The sequence below is a fragment of the Tissierella pigra genome (assembly GCF_009695605.1).
GTDB classification, from domain to species: domain Bacteria; phylum Bacillota; class Clostridia; order Tissierellales; family Tissierellaceae; genus Tissierella; species Tissierella pigra.
Genome location: NZ_VUNQ01000002.1, coordinates 29,162 through 48,049 on the forward strand (window position 1 = coordinate 29,162; position 18,888 = coordinate 48,049).

At 29.1% G+C, this 18,888-nt stretch carries 19 protein-coding genes; 1 reads left to right on the forward strand and 18 read right to left on the reverse strand.

Annotated elements, in window-relative coordinates:
- Position 1: 1 nt before the first annotated feature.
- The 10 genes from pseB to FYJ83_RS01445 form a co-directional block, all read right to left on the reverse strand.
- Positions 2-1,039 (reverse strand): UDP-N-acetylglucosamine 4,6-dehydratase (inverting), encoded by a 1,038-nt coding sequence (gene pseB, locus FYJ83_RS01400; RefSeq protein ID WP_154438362.1) that lies wholly within the window; start codon positions 1,037-1,039, stop codon positions 2-4.
- Positions 1,026-2,897, reverse strand: coding sequence for a motility associated factor glycosyltransferase family protein (locus FYJ83_RS01405; RefSeq protein ID WP_154438364.1), 1,872 nt, complete (start codon positions 2,895-2,897; stop codon positions 1,026-1,028). The genes pseB and FYJ83_RS01405 overlap by 14 nt, the downstream gene beginning before the upstream one ends.
- Positions 2,884-3,510, reverse strand: coding sequence for a hypothetical protein (locus FYJ83_RS01410; protein ID WP_154438366.1), 627 nt, complete (start codon positions 3,508-3,510; stop codon positions 2,884-2,886). Before FYJ83_RS01410 ends, FYJ83_RS01405 begins: the two co-directional genes overlap by 14 nt.
- 95 nt (positions 3,511-3,605) lie before the next feature.
- Entirely contained in the window at positions 3,606-4,331 is a 726-nt protein-coding gene (locus tag FYJ83_RS01415; RefSeq protein ID WP_326828282.1) for an Rpn family recombination-promoting nuclease/putative transposase, read from the reverse strand.
- Positions 4,332-4,379: 48 nt separating this feature from the next.
- Positions 4,380-4,541, reverse strand: coding sequence for a YjfB family protein (locus FYJ83_RS01420; protein ID WP_412034773.1), 162 nt, complete (start codon positions 4,539-4,541; stop codon positions 4,380-4,382).
- A gap of 557 nt (positions 4,542-5,098) precedes the next feature.
- Complete coding sequence (locus FYJ83_RS01425; RefSeq protein WP_154438372.1) at positions 5,099-5,554, reverse strand: hypothetical protein; 456 nt, start codon at positions 5,552-5,554, stop codon at positions 5,099-5,101.
- A gap of 14 nt (positions 5,555-5,568) precedes the next feature.
- Entirely contained in the window at positions 5,569-6,444 is an 876-nt protein-coding gene (locus tag FYJ83_RS01430) for a hypothetical protein (RefSeq protein ID WP_154438374.1), read from the reverse strand.
- An 87-nt stretch (positions 6,445-6,531) separates the two neighbouring features.
- Positions 6,532-7,350, reverse strand: a complete 819-nt coding sequence (gene hag, locus FYJ83_RS01435) for a flagellin Hag (RefSeq protein WP_154438376.1) — start codon at positions 7,348-7,350, stop codon at positions 6,532-6,534.
- Between the two features lie 440 nt (positions 7,351-7,790).
- Complete coding sequence (locus FYJ83_RS01440) at positions 7,791-8,378, reverse strand: hypothetical protein (RefSeq protein WP_154438378.1); 588 nt, start codon at positions 8,376-8,378, stop codon at positions 7,791-7,793.
- Positions 8,371-9,663, reverse strand: a complete 1,293-nt coding sequence (locus tag FYJ83_RS01445; RefSeq protein WP_154438380.1) for an AAA family ATPase — start codon at positions 9,661-9,663, stop codon at positions 8,371-8,373. Before FYJ83_RS01445 ends, FYJ83_RS01440 begins: the two co-directional genes overlap by 8 nt.
- A 415-nt stretch (positions 9,664-10,078) precedes the next feature.
- Here FYJ83_RS01445 and FYJ83_RS01450 point away from each other — a divergent pair, with 415 nt between their 5' ends.
- The gene (locus tag FYJ83_RS01450) at positions 10,079-10,330 is read left to right on the forward strand and encodes a hypothetical protein (protein WP_195837880.1); all 252 of its coding nucleotides are present in this window, start codon (positions 10,079-10,081) and stop codon (positions 10,328-10,330) included.
- A 173-nt stretch (positions 10,331-10,503) separates the two neighbouring features.
- Here the strand turns inward: FYJ83_RS01450 and FYJ83_RS01455 are convergent, their stop codons facing one another.
- From FYJ83_RS01455 to flgK (FYJ83_RS01490), 8 genes are all read right to left on the reverse strand, one after another.
- A complete protein-coding gene (locus tag FYJ83_RS01455) occupies positions 10,504-11,286 on the reverse strand; it encodes a DUF3226 domain-containing protein (RefSeq protein ID WP_154438384.1) in 783 nt (260 codons plus the stop codon).
- The gene (locus FYJ83_RS01460; RefSeq protein ID WP_154438386.1) at positions 11,283-12,410 is read right to left on the reverse strand and encodes an AAA family ATPase; all 1,128 of its coding nucleotides are present in this window, start codon (positions 12,408-12,410) and stop codon (positions 11,283-11,285) included. Before FYJ83_RS01460 ends, FYJ83_RS01455 begins: the two co-directional genes overlap by 4 nt.
- Positions 12,411-12,600: 190 nt before the next feature.
- A complete protein-coding gene (locus FYJ83_RS01465; protein ID WP_154438388.1) occupies positions 12,601-14,148 on the reverse strand; it encodes a response regulator in 1,548 nt (515 codons plus the stop codon).
- Between the two features lie 32 nt (positions 14,149-14,180).
- The gene (csrA, locus tag FYJ83_RS01470; RefSeq protein ID WP_154438390.1) at positions 14,181-14,405 is read right to left on the reverse strand and encodes a carbon storage regulator CsrA; all 225 of its coding nucleotides are present in this window, start codon (positions 14,403-14,405) and stop codon (positions 14,181-14,183) included.
- A 1-nt stretch (position 14,406) separates the two neighbouring features.
- Positions 14,407-14,820: a flagellar assembly protein FliW gene (gene fliW, locus FYJ83_RS01475; protein WP_154438391.1), complete on the reverse strand. Its 414-nt coding sequence runs from the start codon at positions 14,818-14,820 to the stop codon at positions 14,407-14,409.
- A gap of 149 nt (positions 14,821-14,969) precedes the next feature.
- A complete protein-coding gene (gene flgL / locus FYJ83_RS01480; RefSeq protein WP_154438393.1) occupies positions 14,970-15,947 on the reverse strand; it encodes a flagellar hook-associated protein FlgL in 978 nt (325 codons plus the stop codon).
- Positions 15,948-16,011: 64 nt separating this feature from the next.
- Entirely contained in the window at positions 16,012-17,433 is a 1,422-nt protein-coding gene (flgK, locus tag FYJ83_RS01485) for a flagellar hook-associated protein FlgK (protein ID WP_154438395.1), read from the reverse strand.
- Between the two features lie 39 nt (positions 17,434-17,472).
- Positions 17,473-18,885, reverse strand: a complete 1,413-nt coding sequence (gene flgK, locus FYJ83_RS01490) for a flagellar hook-associated protein FlgK (RefSeq protein WP_154438397.1) — start codon at positions 18,883-18,885, stop codon at positions 17,473-17,475.
- Positions 18,886-18,888: the final 3 nt, after the last annotated feature.

Here is an 18,888-nt window from a genome sequence, read left to right on the forward strand (position 1 = left end):
ATTATTCTTTATTTTTATCATCTATAAATGGAATCATATCTAATTGAGATAATAATTCTCTTAATTCTTCTACACTTAACCACTCTTCATTAGTTTCTGAATTATATTCAAATCCATCTTCTATAGATTGTCCACCTTCAGAAAAAAATCCTTCAGAATTCCACCAGTCAAAATGAGGATATACTATATAATGTTTTTTGTATTCATAGGTCATTCTCGAATCATCTTTTGTTACCATTACTTCATGTAGTTTTTCTCCCTCTCGAATGCCAACTTCTTTTAAGTTACAACCTGGTAACATCGCTTTAGCTAAATCCGTTATCTTAAATGACGGTATCTTTGATATATATGTCTCTCCACCTTTTGATTCTTCTAAAGCTTTAAATACTAACTCTACCCCTTCTTCAAGAGTAATCCAAAATCTGGTCATTCTAAAATCTGTTATTGGAAGTTCATTTTCACCTTTCTCAATTAATTCCTTAAAAAAAGGTATAACAGAACCTCTACTACCTGCTACATTCCCATATCTAACTACAGAGAAAATAGTTCCCTTTTCACCAGAATATGCATTTGCTGATATAAATAATTTATCAGATACCAATTTTGTTCCACCATATAAATTAATCGGATTTACTGCTTTATCAGTAGACAATGCTACTACCTTTTTAACTCCACAATCTAAAGCAGCATCGACTACATTCTGTGCACCATGTATATTTGTTTTTATAGCTTCGAATGGATTATATTCACAAGCTGGTACTTGTTTCATTGCAGCTGCATGAATTATATAATCAACACCTTTGAAAGCTCTATAAAGCCTCTCTTTATCTCTTACATCTCCAATAAAAAATCTTAATTTAGATTGTTGCTCTTTGGTTAATTTAGACATGAATTTCTTCCTTACCATGTCTTGTTTAAATTCATCCCTCGAATATATTATAACCCTAGAAGGATTATATCTATCAAGTATCATTTCTATAAACTTTTGTCCAAATGAGCCTGTCCCACCTGTTATTAAAATTGATTTACTGTTTAGCATAATTTTTCTCACCATCTCCAATATATTTCAATATATCATTTTTCATTTCCTCGTATATAGGTTTTATTAATTCCATATCATTACTACATCTATCAATGAATACTTTATAGCTATTTAATAAATCCATATGTTTCTTATATAAATCTTTTTCCAACTTAGAAATTTTCACTGCATCAGCAAGTAATTTATGTTGCACTCTATTCATTTGAAGAATAAATGTAGTAAAAAAAACATTGGATTCCAAAGCCGTAATACTTATATCTAGCTTATTATACATAATATCCAATTGTTTAAAGTTTCTGTTTTTAACTAAGTCTAGCATCTTATACAAATATCTATTATATTCTTTAATCCATCTATAAGCTTCATCTAAGGCTATGTCCATAGCTTCAACTTTGTCCTTTAATACCTTCTTATTGTAATTGGATTTACTCTCATCTAGCCAGTTTTCAATTATACTTTTTTGCGGTAAATCATTATCTATTATATTTTTTAACTCTCTAAATTCTGTACCATTTATTTTAGCACCACCTTTAGTGGTATTGATTACCCTACCCTTTTCCATATTAGTAATGTATAATTCCATTTGTTCTCTCATTCTATTGAAACCATCATTAGTTTTTATCTTGTTTCCATATACATCTTCTATCCACAATGCCTCTTCTACCTCTTGTTCAGTTAAATCCTTGCTATAGTACACTCCCTCTGAGTGCTTCATCCTACCCATATATCCTAAATTTTGTCCTGCTAATATAATGGGACTAAATCCCAAGTTGGCCAATAGCTGCAAAGTGACAACTGCGATACTAGGTGCATCTAATACTATATCAATTTCCATTCCATTACTATATTCTAAATAATAATTTGCTACCTTATCTTGTGAAGTTATCATATGATATTTTTTTCCTGGATAATTTTCTAAGGTTTCAAACCCTACTGACGAACCAAAAATCATAGGAATTTGGCTTATTTTTTCTTCTTTAATTCGTTTAAATACATTTTGATTAAATTCACCTGGGTCATAGGTAGTCGCCGCATCTGGATAAATATTGTGATGTATAAGTGTGTTTATGGCAGATCCCACACTAAATATATAGGCTAGTCCATTTTCCTTAATATATCTAATATTCTCTATTTCCTCATTTAAAGAGGGTCCAGCTGCCACTAATATGGCAGGTTTATTTTTAAATACACCTTTTTTCTCCACTAAAATATTAGGGGTAGATAATACTTCTCTGAAGTTTTTCATACTATTAATTATCCATCTTCTTTGGAAGGAATACTCTATTGCGATACTACTTCTTTTAAGTTTTATTACATTTAAAAATATCTGGCTAAAAGTTTTAAACTCTTCCCCAAATACTTGTTTGTGAATAGGTAATTCTACAATTATTGTTTCTTTTCTGTTTAGTTCCAAGAAGCTACTAATATCTGATTCAATACTATCTCTCCCTATACTTATACCCCTTAAATCTTTATACTCAGATTTCGATAAATTTCTAATGGATAGAAACTTTTCCATTAATTCCTCTATAGGTTCAAATATATAGAAATTATTATTTGGATTTTCTTTTACAAATAAATCTATATGATAACCCAGTCCTGTACCATAAAATATTATATTAGTATCTTTTATATCTTTATATTCCTCTATAATAGTCTTTGCTTCTCTTATGGGATCATATTTACTATGAAAGTATACTTTTTTATCATCTTTATTATATGAAAGGGTTTTATCTCCTTTTCTTGTTTCCTCTATTTGAAATTGTTTACTCTGATTTTCCTCTACTAATTTTAACCTTTCTCTTACTAAAGGAAACTTCTCTCTTAGGTAATTAATGTTATCAATTAAGATCATCTAGATTTTCCTCCATCTTAACTAATTCTAATAGTCTTTCTTCCATTTCATTAAAAATTGGTAGTATCTCATATAAAAGTATATCGGCTATTGTAACATTATCATTACTTTCCAACGCTTCCTTAAAATCAGTTAGGATTTCTTGTAATGAAAATATTTCCTTTGCATATAGATTCCAAGACTCATAGCTTGATACTACATCATTAAGTCTTTTATCTTGATCTATTGAAGAAAATGTATTGATTATCCAAGTTATTCCACCTAATAAATCATTTAGTCCTTCCCAGGCTTGTCTATCTGGATTCTTATAAAAACTATTTGATAGTTCCTCTATGTTTTTGGGAACTCTTCCAACATATTGTACTGTTGATACTAATATATCTTGAACTAATTCTTTGTATGTTAGTGTAATGACCTTTACCTCTTCTATTACTCTAATATTATCTAAAAGATAATTATAAAAATCCTGATAGACTTCAAAACTATCTATTATCATATGACTTAGTATCTTAGATGATTGATTAATTACATTATCTATTTCATTAAGAATACTATCTATTTCTTTTGAATTATTTTCAAACTCTAATGTTTTATTTTCTATATGAATTTTCAAAACAAAACCTCCATTCCTCAGTATGTATATATTATCGGCAAAATTTGATATATATTTACATATTAAAAGATAGTCAGAAAATCTCTGACTATCTTTTAATTTTCTATTTCATTCTTAAGTTTTCCTATTTGTTCTATTGTTAGTCCTGTTAAGTCAGATATATATTGTATGTCTAGCCCCTTTGTTATAGCTTTTCTTGCGATTTCTCTTATACTACTTTCTCTTCCTTCTTCTCTCCCTTTATTTTCTGCATATTTTAGTTTTGATATCATATCAATCCTATATTTTTCCCTTGCCCTATATAATTCCCTCATTTTTTCATCTGATGAAATTTCTTGCAATTTATTTATGGCAGTTTTCATGGTTTCACTCCTCTCCATTAACCCTTTCAGTCTTTTCTCATTTCCTTCCTTACCCGCTTCTCTTAGGAAATCTAACCATAATTCTACTTTATTTAATTCTTCTATTCTTTTCTTTGATAGTTTTGGTAGCTCTAAATAATGTATTTGTAAATCTTCTAGTAGTTGAAAATGTTCTTCCTGTTCCATTATTTTAAATATGGTGTGTAGTTTATTACTTTCTATTACTTCTATATATCCTAATATATTTATTACTATTGTCTTTTTAAGATTTTCATATCCTTCTGAGCCTAATATTGTTTCTCCATAGGATTTGGACCAATAGTACAAGCTTCTTTTTCTATAGTTATCTTCTTTTCTTACTTGAACTTCTATATTTATTATTTCTCTTATTACTATTATTTTACCACAATATTTGAATTCTAAAACTATTTTGCTGTAATAAAAAAGAAATCTAAAGATTAATGTCTTTCTAGATTTCTTTTATTTTATAAACTAATATCTATACTTTCACCGATATGTAGATTTACAGATTGCTCCGTTATTTTTGTATTTGCTTCTAGCATCTGTAGTAAATCTGTAGCTCCAAGCCTGTGATGTATCCATTGCCATTTTTAGTACTGATATACTTGCTTCTTGTACTAGTTTCATTTGGCATAAAGCATTGATAATGCTGCTATGTACATTGTATCAGCTCCTTATGCTATTCTATTATCAACAATGTGACAGCAACCTCATCCACTATCACGTTTCCCTAATCCAATTATTCCACTTTTCTCCTAATGACCACTATAATATTATCTAGTTCTGGGAATCTATCCACCTCTTTAAAGGAATATTTCAATATTAATTCATAATAATTTCGTTCATATCATTTTCCTCTTCCTTTGTAGATCTATAAACTTCATAATCATGTTTAACCTTATCATTCATATTTATACACTTACATATTTAATTTATATTTATCGCCCCCTTACCATTACTCAATTCAATTAGTATACTAATCACTTTTATTATAGAAAGTTGTCAGTTCATTAAGTACACCTTGTAACGATTCTGATTTAGTCTTTAACTTATCATAATTTGAGGATCATACGGCAGTACTTGATCTGTTCCATGGTAGTGATGATTTGGATAGGAATAACTTCCATCTCTCATATATCTTAATATCTTAATGTCTTAATGTCTTAATCTTTATTGTCTGATAGCTTATATATGACTCCGAGATTTTATAAACACCATTTCACTAATATATTAAGTATAACTACAATAGTAATCATACTCAAAGGTATCAAATAAAAGGTTTTTAAAGTCCTTGACATCATTATATTAACAATTCCACCCACATCTTCAATTTTCCCTTTAAAGCTACTCAGATTTAGGTTATACAATAATTCTTTATTTCCTCGTTGTCTTTCTATCAAGCACCATTCATATATATTACGATAAATCTTTTCTGTCCTCAAAAAGAAACCATCCAAATACCAAAAAGATATTGTCATAGTAATAAGTACACTACATATTAACCAAATATTAAATTTTTCTGGTAAAAGCCCTAAAACAACCACATATAATGATACAAGCCAACCTTTTAACATAAAGGAGTTATTTTCCATACGTTTAATACAGTCTTGAATTAAATCAATCTCTTTATGAATTTCCTCTATTTCTATTCCATTATTCATTAAGCATTCTCCTTCTATCCTAAAATAGCAAGATGTTCTTTATAAAATCTTCTTATATCTTCCATTGCTTCTGGAATTACTATTTTATATAACTCATCTAATGCATACATATTAGATTTACTATCTATATCCTTCCATGCAATTCCCCAATTATTTAATATCTCTTTATTAAGGATCTTTAAATGATCCAATGACACTTCATATACTGCTTTAAATTCTTGCTGTATTTCACTATAGCTTTCACTTACCTCCTTTTTAATTAAGTGTTTTTTACGGTATTCGCTTAACCGCTTATGCCTTACTATCTGTGTACATACTATCTCTGTATAAATCCATGGAGAAAATGTGCTATCCTCATAAACATCCTTATATTTATCAATTGAATTCCTTGTATTAATCACAAAGGTAGCTTCTACCTTATCAATCATTTTTTGCAAGGCCATGCACAGCATAATATTTACATGTTTTGATGCCGTATTGCATTTTTCATGATTATATAGATATCCCCCATTATCATCTTTCCTTTTATCACTATATTCCTTATTTATTAATTCTAATAAATGGCCCGCATAACCCCATACACAAGAATCAATGAAACAATCAATTTGAAACTCGTCATGCAACCAACCCGCAAGGGTTAAACTAATCTCCTCATCAATATGTGAATGTGAAATAAAAATATCAGTCTCTATTTTAGGAAACCAATCATTCTCTATCTTTGTTCCATCTGCAATTCCATTTTCTATATATTTTTGTATGTTTTCTTCAAAGATTGCTTTCTTCGGTTTAAGATGCTCTCTTCCTATCTTTTTATAATAATCAAAGTTACCACTTCCTACAAGTTCTTTTAGTTCTTGACTAGTTATAGCCAAATTAAAACCTGCAAACATACTATCATACCCCTTATCTTTTAGAAAAAGAGCCAGAGAATTCTCTCTGACTCTTCATTTTCATTATATTTTTTACCAAGTTTTCAATTATCTTAATAATTGTAATACAGTTTGAGGTGCTTGGTTTGCTTGAGCCAACATAGCAGTTGAAGCTTGTTGTAATATGTTTTGTTTTGTTTGCTCTACCATTTCTTTTGCCATATCTACGTCTCTAATTCTTGATTCTGCAGCTTGTAGATTTTCAGCAGCATTGTCTAAGTTCTTGATTGTATGTTCTAATCTGTTTTGATTAGCACCAAGCTTAGATCTTAATTCGGAAACAGTTTTAATAGCTTCATTTACTAATGCTATATCTGTATCGAATTGTCCTGAGGTTCCGTCTACCTCTACAGCTTTAACTCCTAGACCACTCGAAGACATTGCACCACTAATTTTTAAATTAAGTTGTTGTCCTGAGTTTGCACCTATTTGTAAGTTTCCATCATAAGATCCATCTAGTAATTTCTTACCATTAAACTCTGTACGTTCAGAAATTCCGTCTAGTTCTTCATTTAATTCTGTAATTTCTGCATTAATTGCAGCAATATCATCATCTTCTAAGGTACCACCATTACCACCTTGAACAACAAGTTCTCTTATTCTTTGAAGAATTGCATGAGTTTCATCTAATGCACCTTCTGCAGTTTGGATTAGTGAGATACCATCTTGAGAGTTTTTAGAAGCCATGTTAAGTCCTCTAATTTGGCCTCTCATCTTTTCAGAGATTGATAGTCCAGCTGCGTCATCTCCAGCTCTGTTGATTCTATAGCCTGAAGATAGTTTCTCCATTGACTTTGCTCCACCATTAGTTGATATACCTAATTGTCTGTGTGTGTTCATTGCCATTAAGTTGTTATTAATTCTCATTTTTCTTCCTCCTTGATTTTTGTTTTTGGCATCCTTGCCTTGTCGCCTTTGGCGAAATTTTGAATTGTGAATGTTGAATTGTGAATTAAATAATTAAAACCAATATCATTTAATGTGCTTGATAGTTTTAAATGTACTTTGGCTTTAATGTAAAATTTACAATTAATATCATGCAATTCTATGAAGTTTCCTTCTTACATTTATTATCGGCAGTGGTAAATATTACTTTAGTGTTTTTTGGGAAATTATTTATAATTATTCCATATATATTTTTCAATTATGTCTATAAAGACTTTTGCATTTATAATTTATTGGTAAATATCTTCTTCTTCCACAATAAAAAAATATTATAGTCATTTTTATTTCTTAGTTTTTCAATTTCCATTTGAATTTTCAATAACTGCTATATATTTTATAGCTTATATATCAAATCTAAGTATCTATTCTTCTATCTCATTTACAAACTTTTCTTCAAATTCTTCTGCTGTATATGTATAAACCTTTTTAAAATATAAGTTTTTAAATTGCTTACTCAATTCGAATGGATCAGGTTCTAGCCTTCCATGTTTATTTATTAAGCTTATAAACTTATCAAGTTCTTTTGATTCTTGTACTTCATCCTTGTCCAACTTTTTCGTAGGATTTGGTCTATAATCCTTGTTATAGACCAAAATATAATTAAGATCTTTTCTTGTATGGGAAATACCTTTACTTATTATATCAGTAAAAATTAATAGACTATCAAATATCTTTCTCTTTACTTTGTGTATTTCCTTTTTCATATTTCCATTTTTAAATTCAATAAAATATAGTTCATTATTTATTATACACAAAACATCATTTGATTTCGGTGTATCACCTAGTTTTAAACCTTTTATATAGTCATTCTTCACGCCATCAAAATCAATTACTTCGAATTCTGAATGGGTCATATATTTTATATTTCTTTTATCTGCATCGTCTTTAGAAGTTTCTTTGAGACTACTTTTATTTTTTTCAAAAATACTATGACTAGATATATCAATCATCACTATACCTCGCAATCTCCAATATTTCAAAAGGCTTAGCAAGTTTAGCATATACTTCATCAATAGATGTGGTCACATCTTTAATTGTAACTCTATCATCTATGCTTTCAGCTAAATAGTAGTTACATTTATCTGCTATCTCATATTTTGCAGAATATACTTGAATAGCACGTAAAAAATAAGGGCTATGGGTGTTTAATAGAATATGCATATTAAATTTCTTCTGCAAAAGCACAATAATTTCTGCAAATAGGATTTGCCATTCTGGGTGTAAATGGATTTCTGGTTCATCTAAAATGATAGTTCCGTTATCCTCTATACTGCCATTTAATAGTAGGGTCTTTAGTATAACAAATGTTTTTAGCCCTGTTGATATGTTTTTTATATCTAATACCTTATCCAAATTGTTTTCTTTATAGACAAACTTTCCATTTGAAGACTTTATCATTTTACCACTGCACACATCATCTATTTTAGAGGTAATATCCATCATCTTATCTGTTACAATAATTTTATTTATAGCATCTTCTATTCCAAATCCTTCTTTTATATCTCTAAGTTTTGATTGTAAATGGAGTCTATGATTAGCATACCCCTCCGTTCTTAAATAGAATAAAGAAGGTCTTATTTCATCTAATACAAATGGATCATCAATATAAATTACCTCTGTATTTAAACTAAGATTTTTTGAAATACTTTTTACCTCATTATCTTGTATCAAAATTTCAATATTTGTATCTTTAATCTTTAGCTCTACAATACCATCTTCATCGTCAGAATAAATATTATTAATTTGATTGTTAAACTCTGCATTAAATTTCTGTGATAGTACTGTTTTTAAAATTTCTTCATCTGGAATAGATATAATTTGTAATATTCTTTTTACAGTGTTCTCAAAATCAGAACTGTCATAGAAGTTTTCATTCACATATTTATCAATCTCTCCGTCATATATTAAATATTCTTTTAATCGATTCTTTAGTGGATTTATATCTGATTTATATATCTCTGAATTTTGAAGCAGATTTTCTATTAATTCCTCTATATCTAATATCCTAGCTCCTCTGTAAATAGGATTATATATAATATCTAATGCTTTTCTTATTGCATTTTTTCTTTCTCTTTGAATCTGTTCTTCAATTTTATAAAAACTATTGAAAATACAAAACAAAGTCTTACCTACTGTACTTTTACCCGTATTATTCTCACCAGCAATAATTGTAATCCCATTTAATTCGACTGTTGCCTTTTCAATTTTACCTATATTATTAAGAGTTAAAATCATTGTCTAACCCTCCTAACAATTAAATTTGGATAAATATATATTCATTTAATGACTATAGTAAATATATATTCTATTTACCCTATAGTATATACAAGTATTATTGTCATTACAACAATATTACAGACATTTTTATAAATAATTGCCTCTATGAAAATGCTAAAAAGGAGAGCATAGCTCTCCCATTATTTACAATTCCGAGCTTTGCTCGGTTATATCACTATATTTCTCTCTTATTTCTAAGAATCCATCTAGATTTTCAAATAATATATCCACTCTATGATGTAGATGTATTTTAGATTCCTCTGAAACAATAGTCCTATTATCTTACATGCTTCTGTTTAGTAACAATTTCTTTAGTATAATAATTGTAACCGATAAATCAATTACAAATCATCTAATTTTATATATAGTCTAAATGTTAAAATTTCTGGATATTAAAACAATAAAAGATATGCTGAATATTAGAGATATGATAATAAAAAGTTTAGAAAAATATTCGACTGAAGATGTAGAAGATGTACTTGAAAAATATAAGTATCTAAAAGAATATTTTAACAATAATATATCTAATAACATAATCAATGAATATCCTGACAATATCTTTATATCTAAAAATAAATTTAGTGTTTTTAATCATACTAAAATGAAACAATTAATAATAAATTAATAATTAGAGACATAAGATAGATTTTATGCTAAAAGGAATAAATCAGATAAAATACCTGATTCAGTCCTTATGGTAGCTTAATAAAATATTCTAACTTTTAAAATCAGTACTAATTACAGAATTTCAAAATAATAATATCGTATAACTCATTCATATCTATTTCTATTACCTTACTATTCCATATAAGTCTTACTAATTTTATTCAATACTTCATTAAATATCTTGAAGTGTTTAACTATTTCTTGTTTTTCTTCCCAAGGATGTGTCATAAGAAGACTATTGAATAATGCAGTAGATCTATCAGGATTGGTTATTGAAATGACAGATGAGAATTTAGATTTAAGAACTTGTCTAGGATTCTTCAAATAGCTATCAATTATATCACTCTCTGCTAACTTGTCCACATATTCTTCTGCCTTTTCTACTATTAATTTATCCTCTTCACATGTACACCTAATTGCTTCAATCAGCACATTCTCTAATGCTCCAGTTTGATCAAATGGAATAATTACTGGCATGATATCTAATTTATAAATTTCATTTTCTACTTCATACTCTAATCTATTACAATGATTATTTTCTAAATCCTTTATAATTAATCCACATTTTTGCATCTGGTATTCTATAACTTTTAAACATTCTTTAATTTCGAGATCATCCCTATCAGTTAAAATAAACATCTTTTCAAATCCTTCTTCCGGATGATTTTCATTAATTCTTTTTAGAAATTTAAAGGATTCCTCAAAACTATCTTTACCACCTACACACCAAATCGCAAGTATTTCATCTCCTCGTTCGTATACTTCAATCCCTTGATTTCTAAAGTGTACTTTTGGAAAATCATACAGTTGCGATATTTTTATATCATTTTTACGATTCCATTCATCTGTTTTATGAAGATAATACCCAAGAATATACATATCATCAAAACCTTCACATAAAATCAAGCTTTTCATATTCTCAGCTCCATATTATATTCTTTTCTATCATGAAATGCTTCATTTCCATTAAGTACTCTTGCAGATGTTATTCCATCTTTTTTCTTTAATCTAACAATTCTTATATCCTGTCTATCTTGTTCTGCACTTTCCAATAACTTATCTACTGCCTCAATACTATGTGTAGTTAAAAACAATTGTACATTTAATTGTCTAGATATATCTAAAATAAATTTAAATACTTGCTTCATAGCGGATGTATGAAGTGCTGTTTCAAATTCATCAATTAAAACTACTCCATTTTCAACACTCACAATTGCATTTAACATAATAAGTGACTTCTTCATACCATCACCATACATAGAAAGTGGTAAATAGTTTTTATCATTAGTTTCGATAATAGGAATAAATCTACCATTATCATTAATATATCTAATATCAGTAATTGATTCATCGAATTCTTTTAATAATTCAACCGATTTTTCTTTAAGATCTTTATCTTTAATCAACATACTAAAGGCGTCCTCAATTATATGGTCTACTGTCTGAATAAATTTGACTTCTAATATAGAGGGTTTGTCTTTTACTTGCATTATTCTAGAATATTCGTTAATCTCAAACTCTCCCATACTATTATCTACAAAACTTAGTTGATTTAAGGGGAAACTGCTATCTATCTTTCCTATAAATGTTGGTATTTCTTTCTCTGTTTCAATAATAGAACGATTTAATCTACTCCTTATAATTGCATTATATTTTGCAACTTCATTTAAATCAATTAATTGATTAACCACTCTACCATTTATATCTATATTTCCTACTTGATTATTTATTGTTCCCTTTATTCTAATATGATAATAATTCCTTTCTTTATTAAAATGCTCAATATTAAATAAACATAAAATAGAATCTAAAATATTTAGACCCATCCTAGTATTTGTCCTATAACGTTCTCTCTGTCTTGCTATTCTAATTAAATTGTATTCACTCGGATTACATATTAATTGAATTGCTTCTAATACACTTGTCTTTCCAGTATTATTATCACCTACAAATATATTTATATTACCTAAATCTTCTATCTCTAAACTTTTTATTCCTCTATATGCCTCGATATTAAGGTTCGTAATATGATTTGCCATAATATACACCTCTCTTCTAACATCTAATCTTAAACAAGTATATATCTACTTAATGACTATAGTGAATATATATTCTATTTACCCTATAGTATATACAAGTATTATTGTCATTACAACAATATTACAGACATTTTTATAAATAATTGCCTTTATGAAAATGCTAAAAAGGAGAGCATAGCTCTCCCATTATTTACAGTTCCGAGCTTTGCTCGGTTATATCACTATATTTCTCTCTTATTTCTAAGAATCTATCTAAGTTTTCAAATAATATATCCACTAATTTAGGGTCAAAATGTTTGCCTTTTTCTTCTATAAAGTAATTTAATATATCGTTCATTACCCAAGCTTTTTTATATACTCTTGAGCTATCTAGGGCATCGAATACATCTGCTATGGCTGTGATTCTGCCAAATATATGTATTTCTTCCCCAACTAATCCTCTTGGGTATCCCTTGCCATCATATCTTTCGTGATGTTCATGGGCTACTATGGCGGCTGCCTTTAAGATTTCTCGTTTTGAGTTTCTTAGTAGATTATAGCCTATGGTCGTATGACTTTTTATTATATTGAACTCTTCTCCTGTTAGTTTCCCAGGCTTTAGTAATATATTATCTGGTATTGCTACTTTTCCTATGTCATGTATAGGAGAAGCATGAGTAAGTAGCATAATGTCCCTTGGAGATAATCCGTATTCCTCTGCTAATATCTGACAATATTTAGATACTCGCTTTACATGAGATCCTGTTTCTTCTGATCTAGCCTCTGTTACTTCTCCTAAAGTATATAATATTTCTTTTTGGGTTTCTTCAATTTCTAAGTTTAAGCATAAATTATCAAAGGTTGCTGATACAGATTTATAAAATATATCCAATAATTCAATATCTATATAATTATCTTTACTTTGATTTTCTACAAGTAAAATAGCTTCACTTCCAGAGGTGCTTTTATATCTGGCAATATATACATTGTCAAATAATTCATGCTCTCCCTCATTATATATTTTATTTATTTTCATCAAATCAGTAGCTGATACTGACTCTCTTATTGTCTTGTTGATACAATCTTTATATTTTCCTTTTCCATCTATTATCCTAAATATATTGCTTGTCCCTTCCCTTGCTGCTGCAAAGGAATTTATATTACAGTTTTCCTTCCCCATTCCTTTACATTGATTAATCAAAGCGCTTAGGTGGCATAAGCTAGATATTAAAAAATCACCTATTGCATCTTTTTCGTATAAATTTGATATGGAGGATACTATTCTTTCCATAGATTTTCTATTACTTTTTATACGACTAATATCTCTAAATGATCTTATGGATGATAATATAACTGCGCTAGTTTTTTTAGAGAGAAGTTCAGACTTTTTTTCATACCCATTTATATCATAATCAAATATTATATTGCCTTCTAGTCCATTAATATTTTTCTCAGTCATTAGAAGTATTCTAATATCTTCATTTTTTATATCTTCTCTAATGTATTTTACTAAATCTAAACTTGAATCCTCTTTTTCTAAAAAAGCTTCTAGCAACACAAGTACAATATCTCTATTATCTTCTAAGACTTCAATGGCTTCCTTAGTATTATATGCACTATGGAAATTTACAGTTCTTCCTTCAAAGGTAAAGTCTTTATTCATTTCCTTTATTATCTGATGTATAAAGTTATCGTTGTCTACAATCAATATATTCCATTTATTGGATTGTTCATTGTAATATTGTACTGTACCATCCATAGTTGTCCTCCTTAGGTTCTTTTGTTTAGATTCTATTTACCTAAAAGCCTTTTTATATCTTCTATCTTAGATTTATTATTTATTGCAGCCAAGTTTTCTTCTTCCACATTTTTATATATTTCTTTTCTAAGAATTTCTATATTTTTAGGTGCTTCTATGCCTAATTTTATCTTCCCATCTTCAATTTCCATTATTTTTATTTCTATATTTCTATCTATTATTAAGGCTTCTCCCTTTTTTCTTGTAAGTATAAGCATACTATTTTACCCCCTTTTGGGAGTATTTGTCAAATATAAAATGCTTTGTATTATATCTTTTGTCATCTAATATTACTTGCTTTCCCAACATTTCTTTTGTATTTATGACTATGGGACCCAACAAATTTGTTGTAGTGTTTTCCACATCTTCTGGAATTACTACTATAGTATATATCATTATATCTTCTTGTTTTTCTATTTTGAGTCTATTTTTAGCTGTTTCTGGAATCAGAATATCATAGTCACTAAATATTTCAAAAGGGTTTATGATAATGAATGATAGGTTCTCATTTTTCACTGATTGTAAATAACTGAAAGGACTGTCATGATTTAATATAATTACAAATTCCTTTTCTTCTTCAAAGGCAGGAATTCCTTCTGGGAAATGAATTATTTTTTCTTTTTGTATTTTCAACTATAACTCCTCCAATTTAAAATTGGCAATCAATATTTTTATATTCTATGTTTTATTAAAGAATATTATACAATATTTACCAAGATTCTTCCATAAGTATTTGTACCCATAAAATGGAATATGGCGTACTTAGTAAGTACGCCATATAATTATCTTAAAAAGTCCATTAAGCTTGGTTGAATTATTCTTCCACCAACTGATAAACTTGCTCTGTATACATTTTCTTCTATAGCTAATTTCATATATGCTTCTGGCAGACTTACATCTTCATTAAAGGATAACAGCTCTTTCAAGCTTATTACTTGATCTTCTAACTTATTCTGCGTAAGCTCCAACCTATTCATCTTTGCCCCTATTTCTGCTGTAACTGATAGTACATTATTCATTGCGCCTTCTATATTTCCTATGGCTTTTTGGAGTTTATCTGTGTCTTTACTCTCCAGTGCATCTTCTAGTTGAGAAAATATTGCTATTAGATAAGGTGTATCCCCATCAGCAATATCAGCTCCATATCCCGGACCACCAGTAATATCTGAGACTGGATCAGTAGTTGTATACGTTGCACTGCCAAAAACCTTATTACCTAAAATATTTATTTTAACTGTTTCAGCTACTCCCACATTATATTCAAATATTTCTTCCTTACCAGTAACAGCATCTTTCTCTAAGTCTATGTTATATGTTCCATCTGGATTTAATAATTTCTTATCTGTCTTATAACCTGTAAATAATGATCTTCCTGCATAAGTGGAATTACCTACTTGAATCAAATGTCCTTTTAGTTCTGCTATTTCATCTTTTATTTTATCTAAATCATCTATATTCGTTCCATTGGCTGCTTGTACAGATAGTTCGTTAGCTCTATGAAGTATTGCTTTTATTTCTTTTAAGGCTGATTCTGTGTCTTTCATCCAAGACTGTGCATCCTTAGAATTTCTAATATATTGTTCTACCTTTGATATATCTGTATTAAATTTTAAAGATTTACTTGCAGCTATTGGGTCATCAGATGGCACTCTAAATTTCTTCCCTACAGATGTTTCATATTGCAGTCTTTCTAATCTTTGTAATGTACCATTTAGATTATATGTCATATTATTAATCAGCATATTGTTTGTTATACGCATTTTGCTAGTCACTCCCTTTGGTTACATTTATGTCTCTATTCACAATTCACAACTATAAATTTAACTAACGTCCAACTAATCCAAGTCTATTTACTGTAATATCGATTATCATGTCCATTGTGGAAATCATTTTTGATGCTGCTACATAAGTATGTTGGTATCTTACCATATCTGCCATTTCGTCTTCTAAGTTTACTCCAGATATGGAGCTACGTTTCATTTCTATGTTTTTCTGCATCAATTCCTGTGTTCCATATACTCTTTTTCCTTGAAGACTATCTACTGCTAAAGATGATACTATAGCCTTTATAAAATCATCTGGTGTTCCTTGAGATAGGCCTCCACTAAAAAACTCTTTATCTTCTCTTTGGTTTATTAATTCCAATAAGTTCGTATTGTCTTCAGCATCTCCACCTACGCTACCTGCTGCTATAAAATTTACATCTTCTAATATCTTTTCATTTACAGTTATAGTTGCTGCTGTTACTGGATTACCATCTGTGCTTACAAAGAAATCTTCTCCTGGGTTACCATTTAGGTCATATCCCTTTTTATGTTGGTCATTAAACTTCTCTGCATATCCTGTTGCAAATTCATCTAGTTTCTTCATATAGTATGGAATTCCTCTATAACTGTTATTTACTCCATCACCTTCATACATATCTGCTAATCCTTTAAGTGTTCCTGAACTAAGGTTTACTTTTCCCCCATTTTCCCAAATGAACCTTTTACCTGGATCTTCTTTTTCATCATAACTTATTTTATTAGTATATATATGATCTACTAAGGAGATACCCCCTAAAGATACTGTATATTTTCCATCTGGTGATTCATTTACCTTTATATTTACTAGTTTTGACAATTCATCTACTAAGACTTCTCTTCTATCTCTTAAATCATTAGCTTTTCTTCCATCTAATTCTGATGAATGTATTTGCTTATTTAGTACGGCTATTTGCTCACTTAGGCTATTTACCTTTCTTACATTCATATCTATATTATATTTGGTTTCTATTTCCATATTTTGTAATCGCTTTGCTGTATCATTCAAATGTTTTGTAAATGCCATAGCATTTTCTTTTACTGGCTTTCTAAAAGCATCATCTGATGGATTTTTACTCATTTCATCTAAACTAGAATAAAAATCATCCATATATTTTCTAAAGCTACTATTAGATGGTTCTCCCATTAATTTTTCTATTTCTGTTAAGGCATTTTTCTTGATTTCCCATTCTCCCATTGGAGCTGTTTCATTCCAATATTTAAAGTCTACAAATGAGTCTCTTATTCTCTCTATATTATAAACTTCTGTACCAGTTCCTAGAAACCCTGTTCCCGGTATTAGATAGGGGCTTGTTGCTCTTTGTTCTATTTTCTGTCTAGAATATCCCTTTGTATTTGCATTATCTATATTATGATTTAAAGTATATAAGGCTCTCTGTGATGCAAGAAGTCCTCTTACTGCCGAGTTAAATCCAAAAAACATATTTACTCAATCCTTTCGTAAAAATTTTGGATTAGTGAATTATCTCCCCACTAATCCTACTCTATTAACAACGGTTTCTATCATTTCATCAATAGCATTTATTACTCTCGAATTGGCTGTATAGGCATGTTGGTATTTTATCATATCGGTCATTTCTTCGTCTAAAGATACAGCAGAGATGCTTTTTCTTTTTTCGTCTATGGAGTTAATTAAGAATCCTTGATTGTTTACTATGTTTCTTGACTCTTCCCTTTCTATTCCTACACTTAGAAATATATCTCTGTAATATTCATCTGGATTCATACCATCTGTGATTTCTAAATCTCTTAAGTTATAAATCTCATTTGCTATATCTCCATTTCCTATACCATCTGGATCTGTAGATGCTGCTATTTTATTGTAATCTGAAAGAACTGGATTTACTTTAATAGTACCTGCTGCTCCTTTAGCACCTATACCTATAAAGAAAGGTTCTCCAAGACCATTTCCAGACCCATCTACTCCACCATTTCCTTCTAAATCATAGCCTTTACTATGAATTTCATTTATTTTTTCTGCTATATCCTTCACTAAGGTATCTAATCTCTCCATATAATTAACTACTGACACATCCCTAGCATTTATATATCCTGCTAGTTCTCCTGAGCTTAACTCTATTTTTTCATTAGTATTTTGCCAGTATATTTCTCCTAAACCCTCAGCATTGTTTCTTATATCTATAGTGCTTACATAGCTGCCATTTACTAAATCTCTTCCCTGCATGGATATTACTGATTCACCAAATTTATTTTCATGAATATTAACTGGTATTAGCTGTGCTAATCTATCTAGTAGGGCATTTCTTTCGTCTCTATAGTCATTAGCTTTTATTCTACTGTTTTCTCCTTCTACTAGCTTGATTTTGCTATTTAGCTTAGATACTCCATTTAAAATATTATTTATTTCATTTACTTTGTTTCCTATTTCTTTGTTTAAACTCTGTTTTATATGATTAAGTTGAGTAGAAATATGGTTTACTGTTTCTGTAAAAGCTACTGCTGATTCATGAACCAAACCTCTTATAGTTAGACTTTCTGCTTCTTTACCTAATTCATTCCAATTACTCCAAAGTTCATTCATTGTTTTTTGTAAACCACTATTAGTTGTTTCATTAAATACACCTTCTACATCTTCTAAAATTCCCGACTTTGCATAATGGTATCCAAAGCTTGATATTTCTCGTCTTAATCTTATATCTAAAAACTCGTCTCTTATTTGTCTTATTTCTCCTACACTGACTCCTGTACCTGTTTGAAACCTTCCATCTGTTCTATAGTAATTATCTTTATGTAGGGCTGATTGCCTTACATAATTGGGATTATCTGAATTAGCTATATTATGTGAAACTGTGTTTAAGGACGTCTTTGTAGCTTGTAATCCTGATATTGATATATATAATCCACCAAATGACATATC

Bases quoted from the DNA above. Each gene is read 5' to 3' on its own strand.
- pseB (WP_154438362.1), bottom strand. From the start codon at position 1,039: ATGCTAAACAGTAAATCAATTTTAATAACAGGTGGGACAGGCTCATTT.
- FYJ83_RS01405 (WP_154438364.1), bottom strand. From the start codon at position 2,897: ATGATCTTAATTGATAACATTAATTACCTAAGAGAGAAGTTTCCTTTA.
- FYJ83_RS01425 (WP_154438372.1), bottom strand. From the start codon at position 5,554: ATGAATAATGGAATAGAAATAGAGGAAATTCATAAAGAGATTGATTTA.
- FYJ83_RS01430 (WP_154438374.1), bottom strand. From the start codon at position 6,444: ATGTTTGCAGGTTTTAATTTGGCTATAACTAGTCAAGAACTAAAAGAA.
- hag (WP_154438376.1), bottom strand. From the start codon at position 7,350: ATGAGAATTAATAACAACTTAATGGCAATGAACACACACAGACAATTA.
- FYJ83_RS01440 (WP_154438378.1), bottom strand. From the start codon at position 8,378: ATGATTGATATATCTAGTCATAGTATTTTTGAAAAAAATAAAAGTAGT.
- FYJ83_RS01445 (WP_154438380.1), bottom strand. From the start codon at position 9,663: ATGATTTTAACTCTTAATAATATAGGTAAAATTGAAAAGGCAACAGTC.
- FYJ83_RS01450 (WP_195837880.1), top strand. From the start codon at position 10,079: ATGTTAAAATTTCTGGATATTAAAACAATAAAAGATATGCTGAATATT.
- FYJ83_RS01455 (WP_154438384.1), bottom strand. From the start codon at position 11,286: ATGAAAAGCTTGATTTTATGTGAAGGTTTTGATGATATGTATATTCTT.
- FYJ83_RS01460 (WP_154438386.1), bottom strand. From the start codon at position 12,410: ATGGCAAATCATATTACGAACCTTAATATCGAGGCATATAGAGGAATA.
- FYJ83_RS01465 (WP_154438388.1), bottom strand. From the start codon at position 14,148: ATGGATGGTACAGTACAATATTACAATGAACAATCCAATAAATGGAAT.
- csrA (WP_154438390.1), bottom strand. From the start codon at position 14,405: ATGCTTATACTTACAAGAAAAAAGGGAGAAGCCTTAATAATAGATAGA.
- flgL (WP_154438393.1), bottom strand. From the start codon at position 15,947: ATGCGTATAACAAACAATATGCTGATTAATAATATGACATATAATCTA.
- flgK (WP_154438395.1), bottom strand. From the start codon at position 17,433: ATGTTTTTTGGATTTAACTCGGCAGTAAGAGGACTTCTTGCATCACAG.
- flgK (WP_154438397.1), bottom strand. From the start codon at position 18,885: ATGTCATTTGGTGGATTATATATATCAATATCAGGATTACAAGCTACA.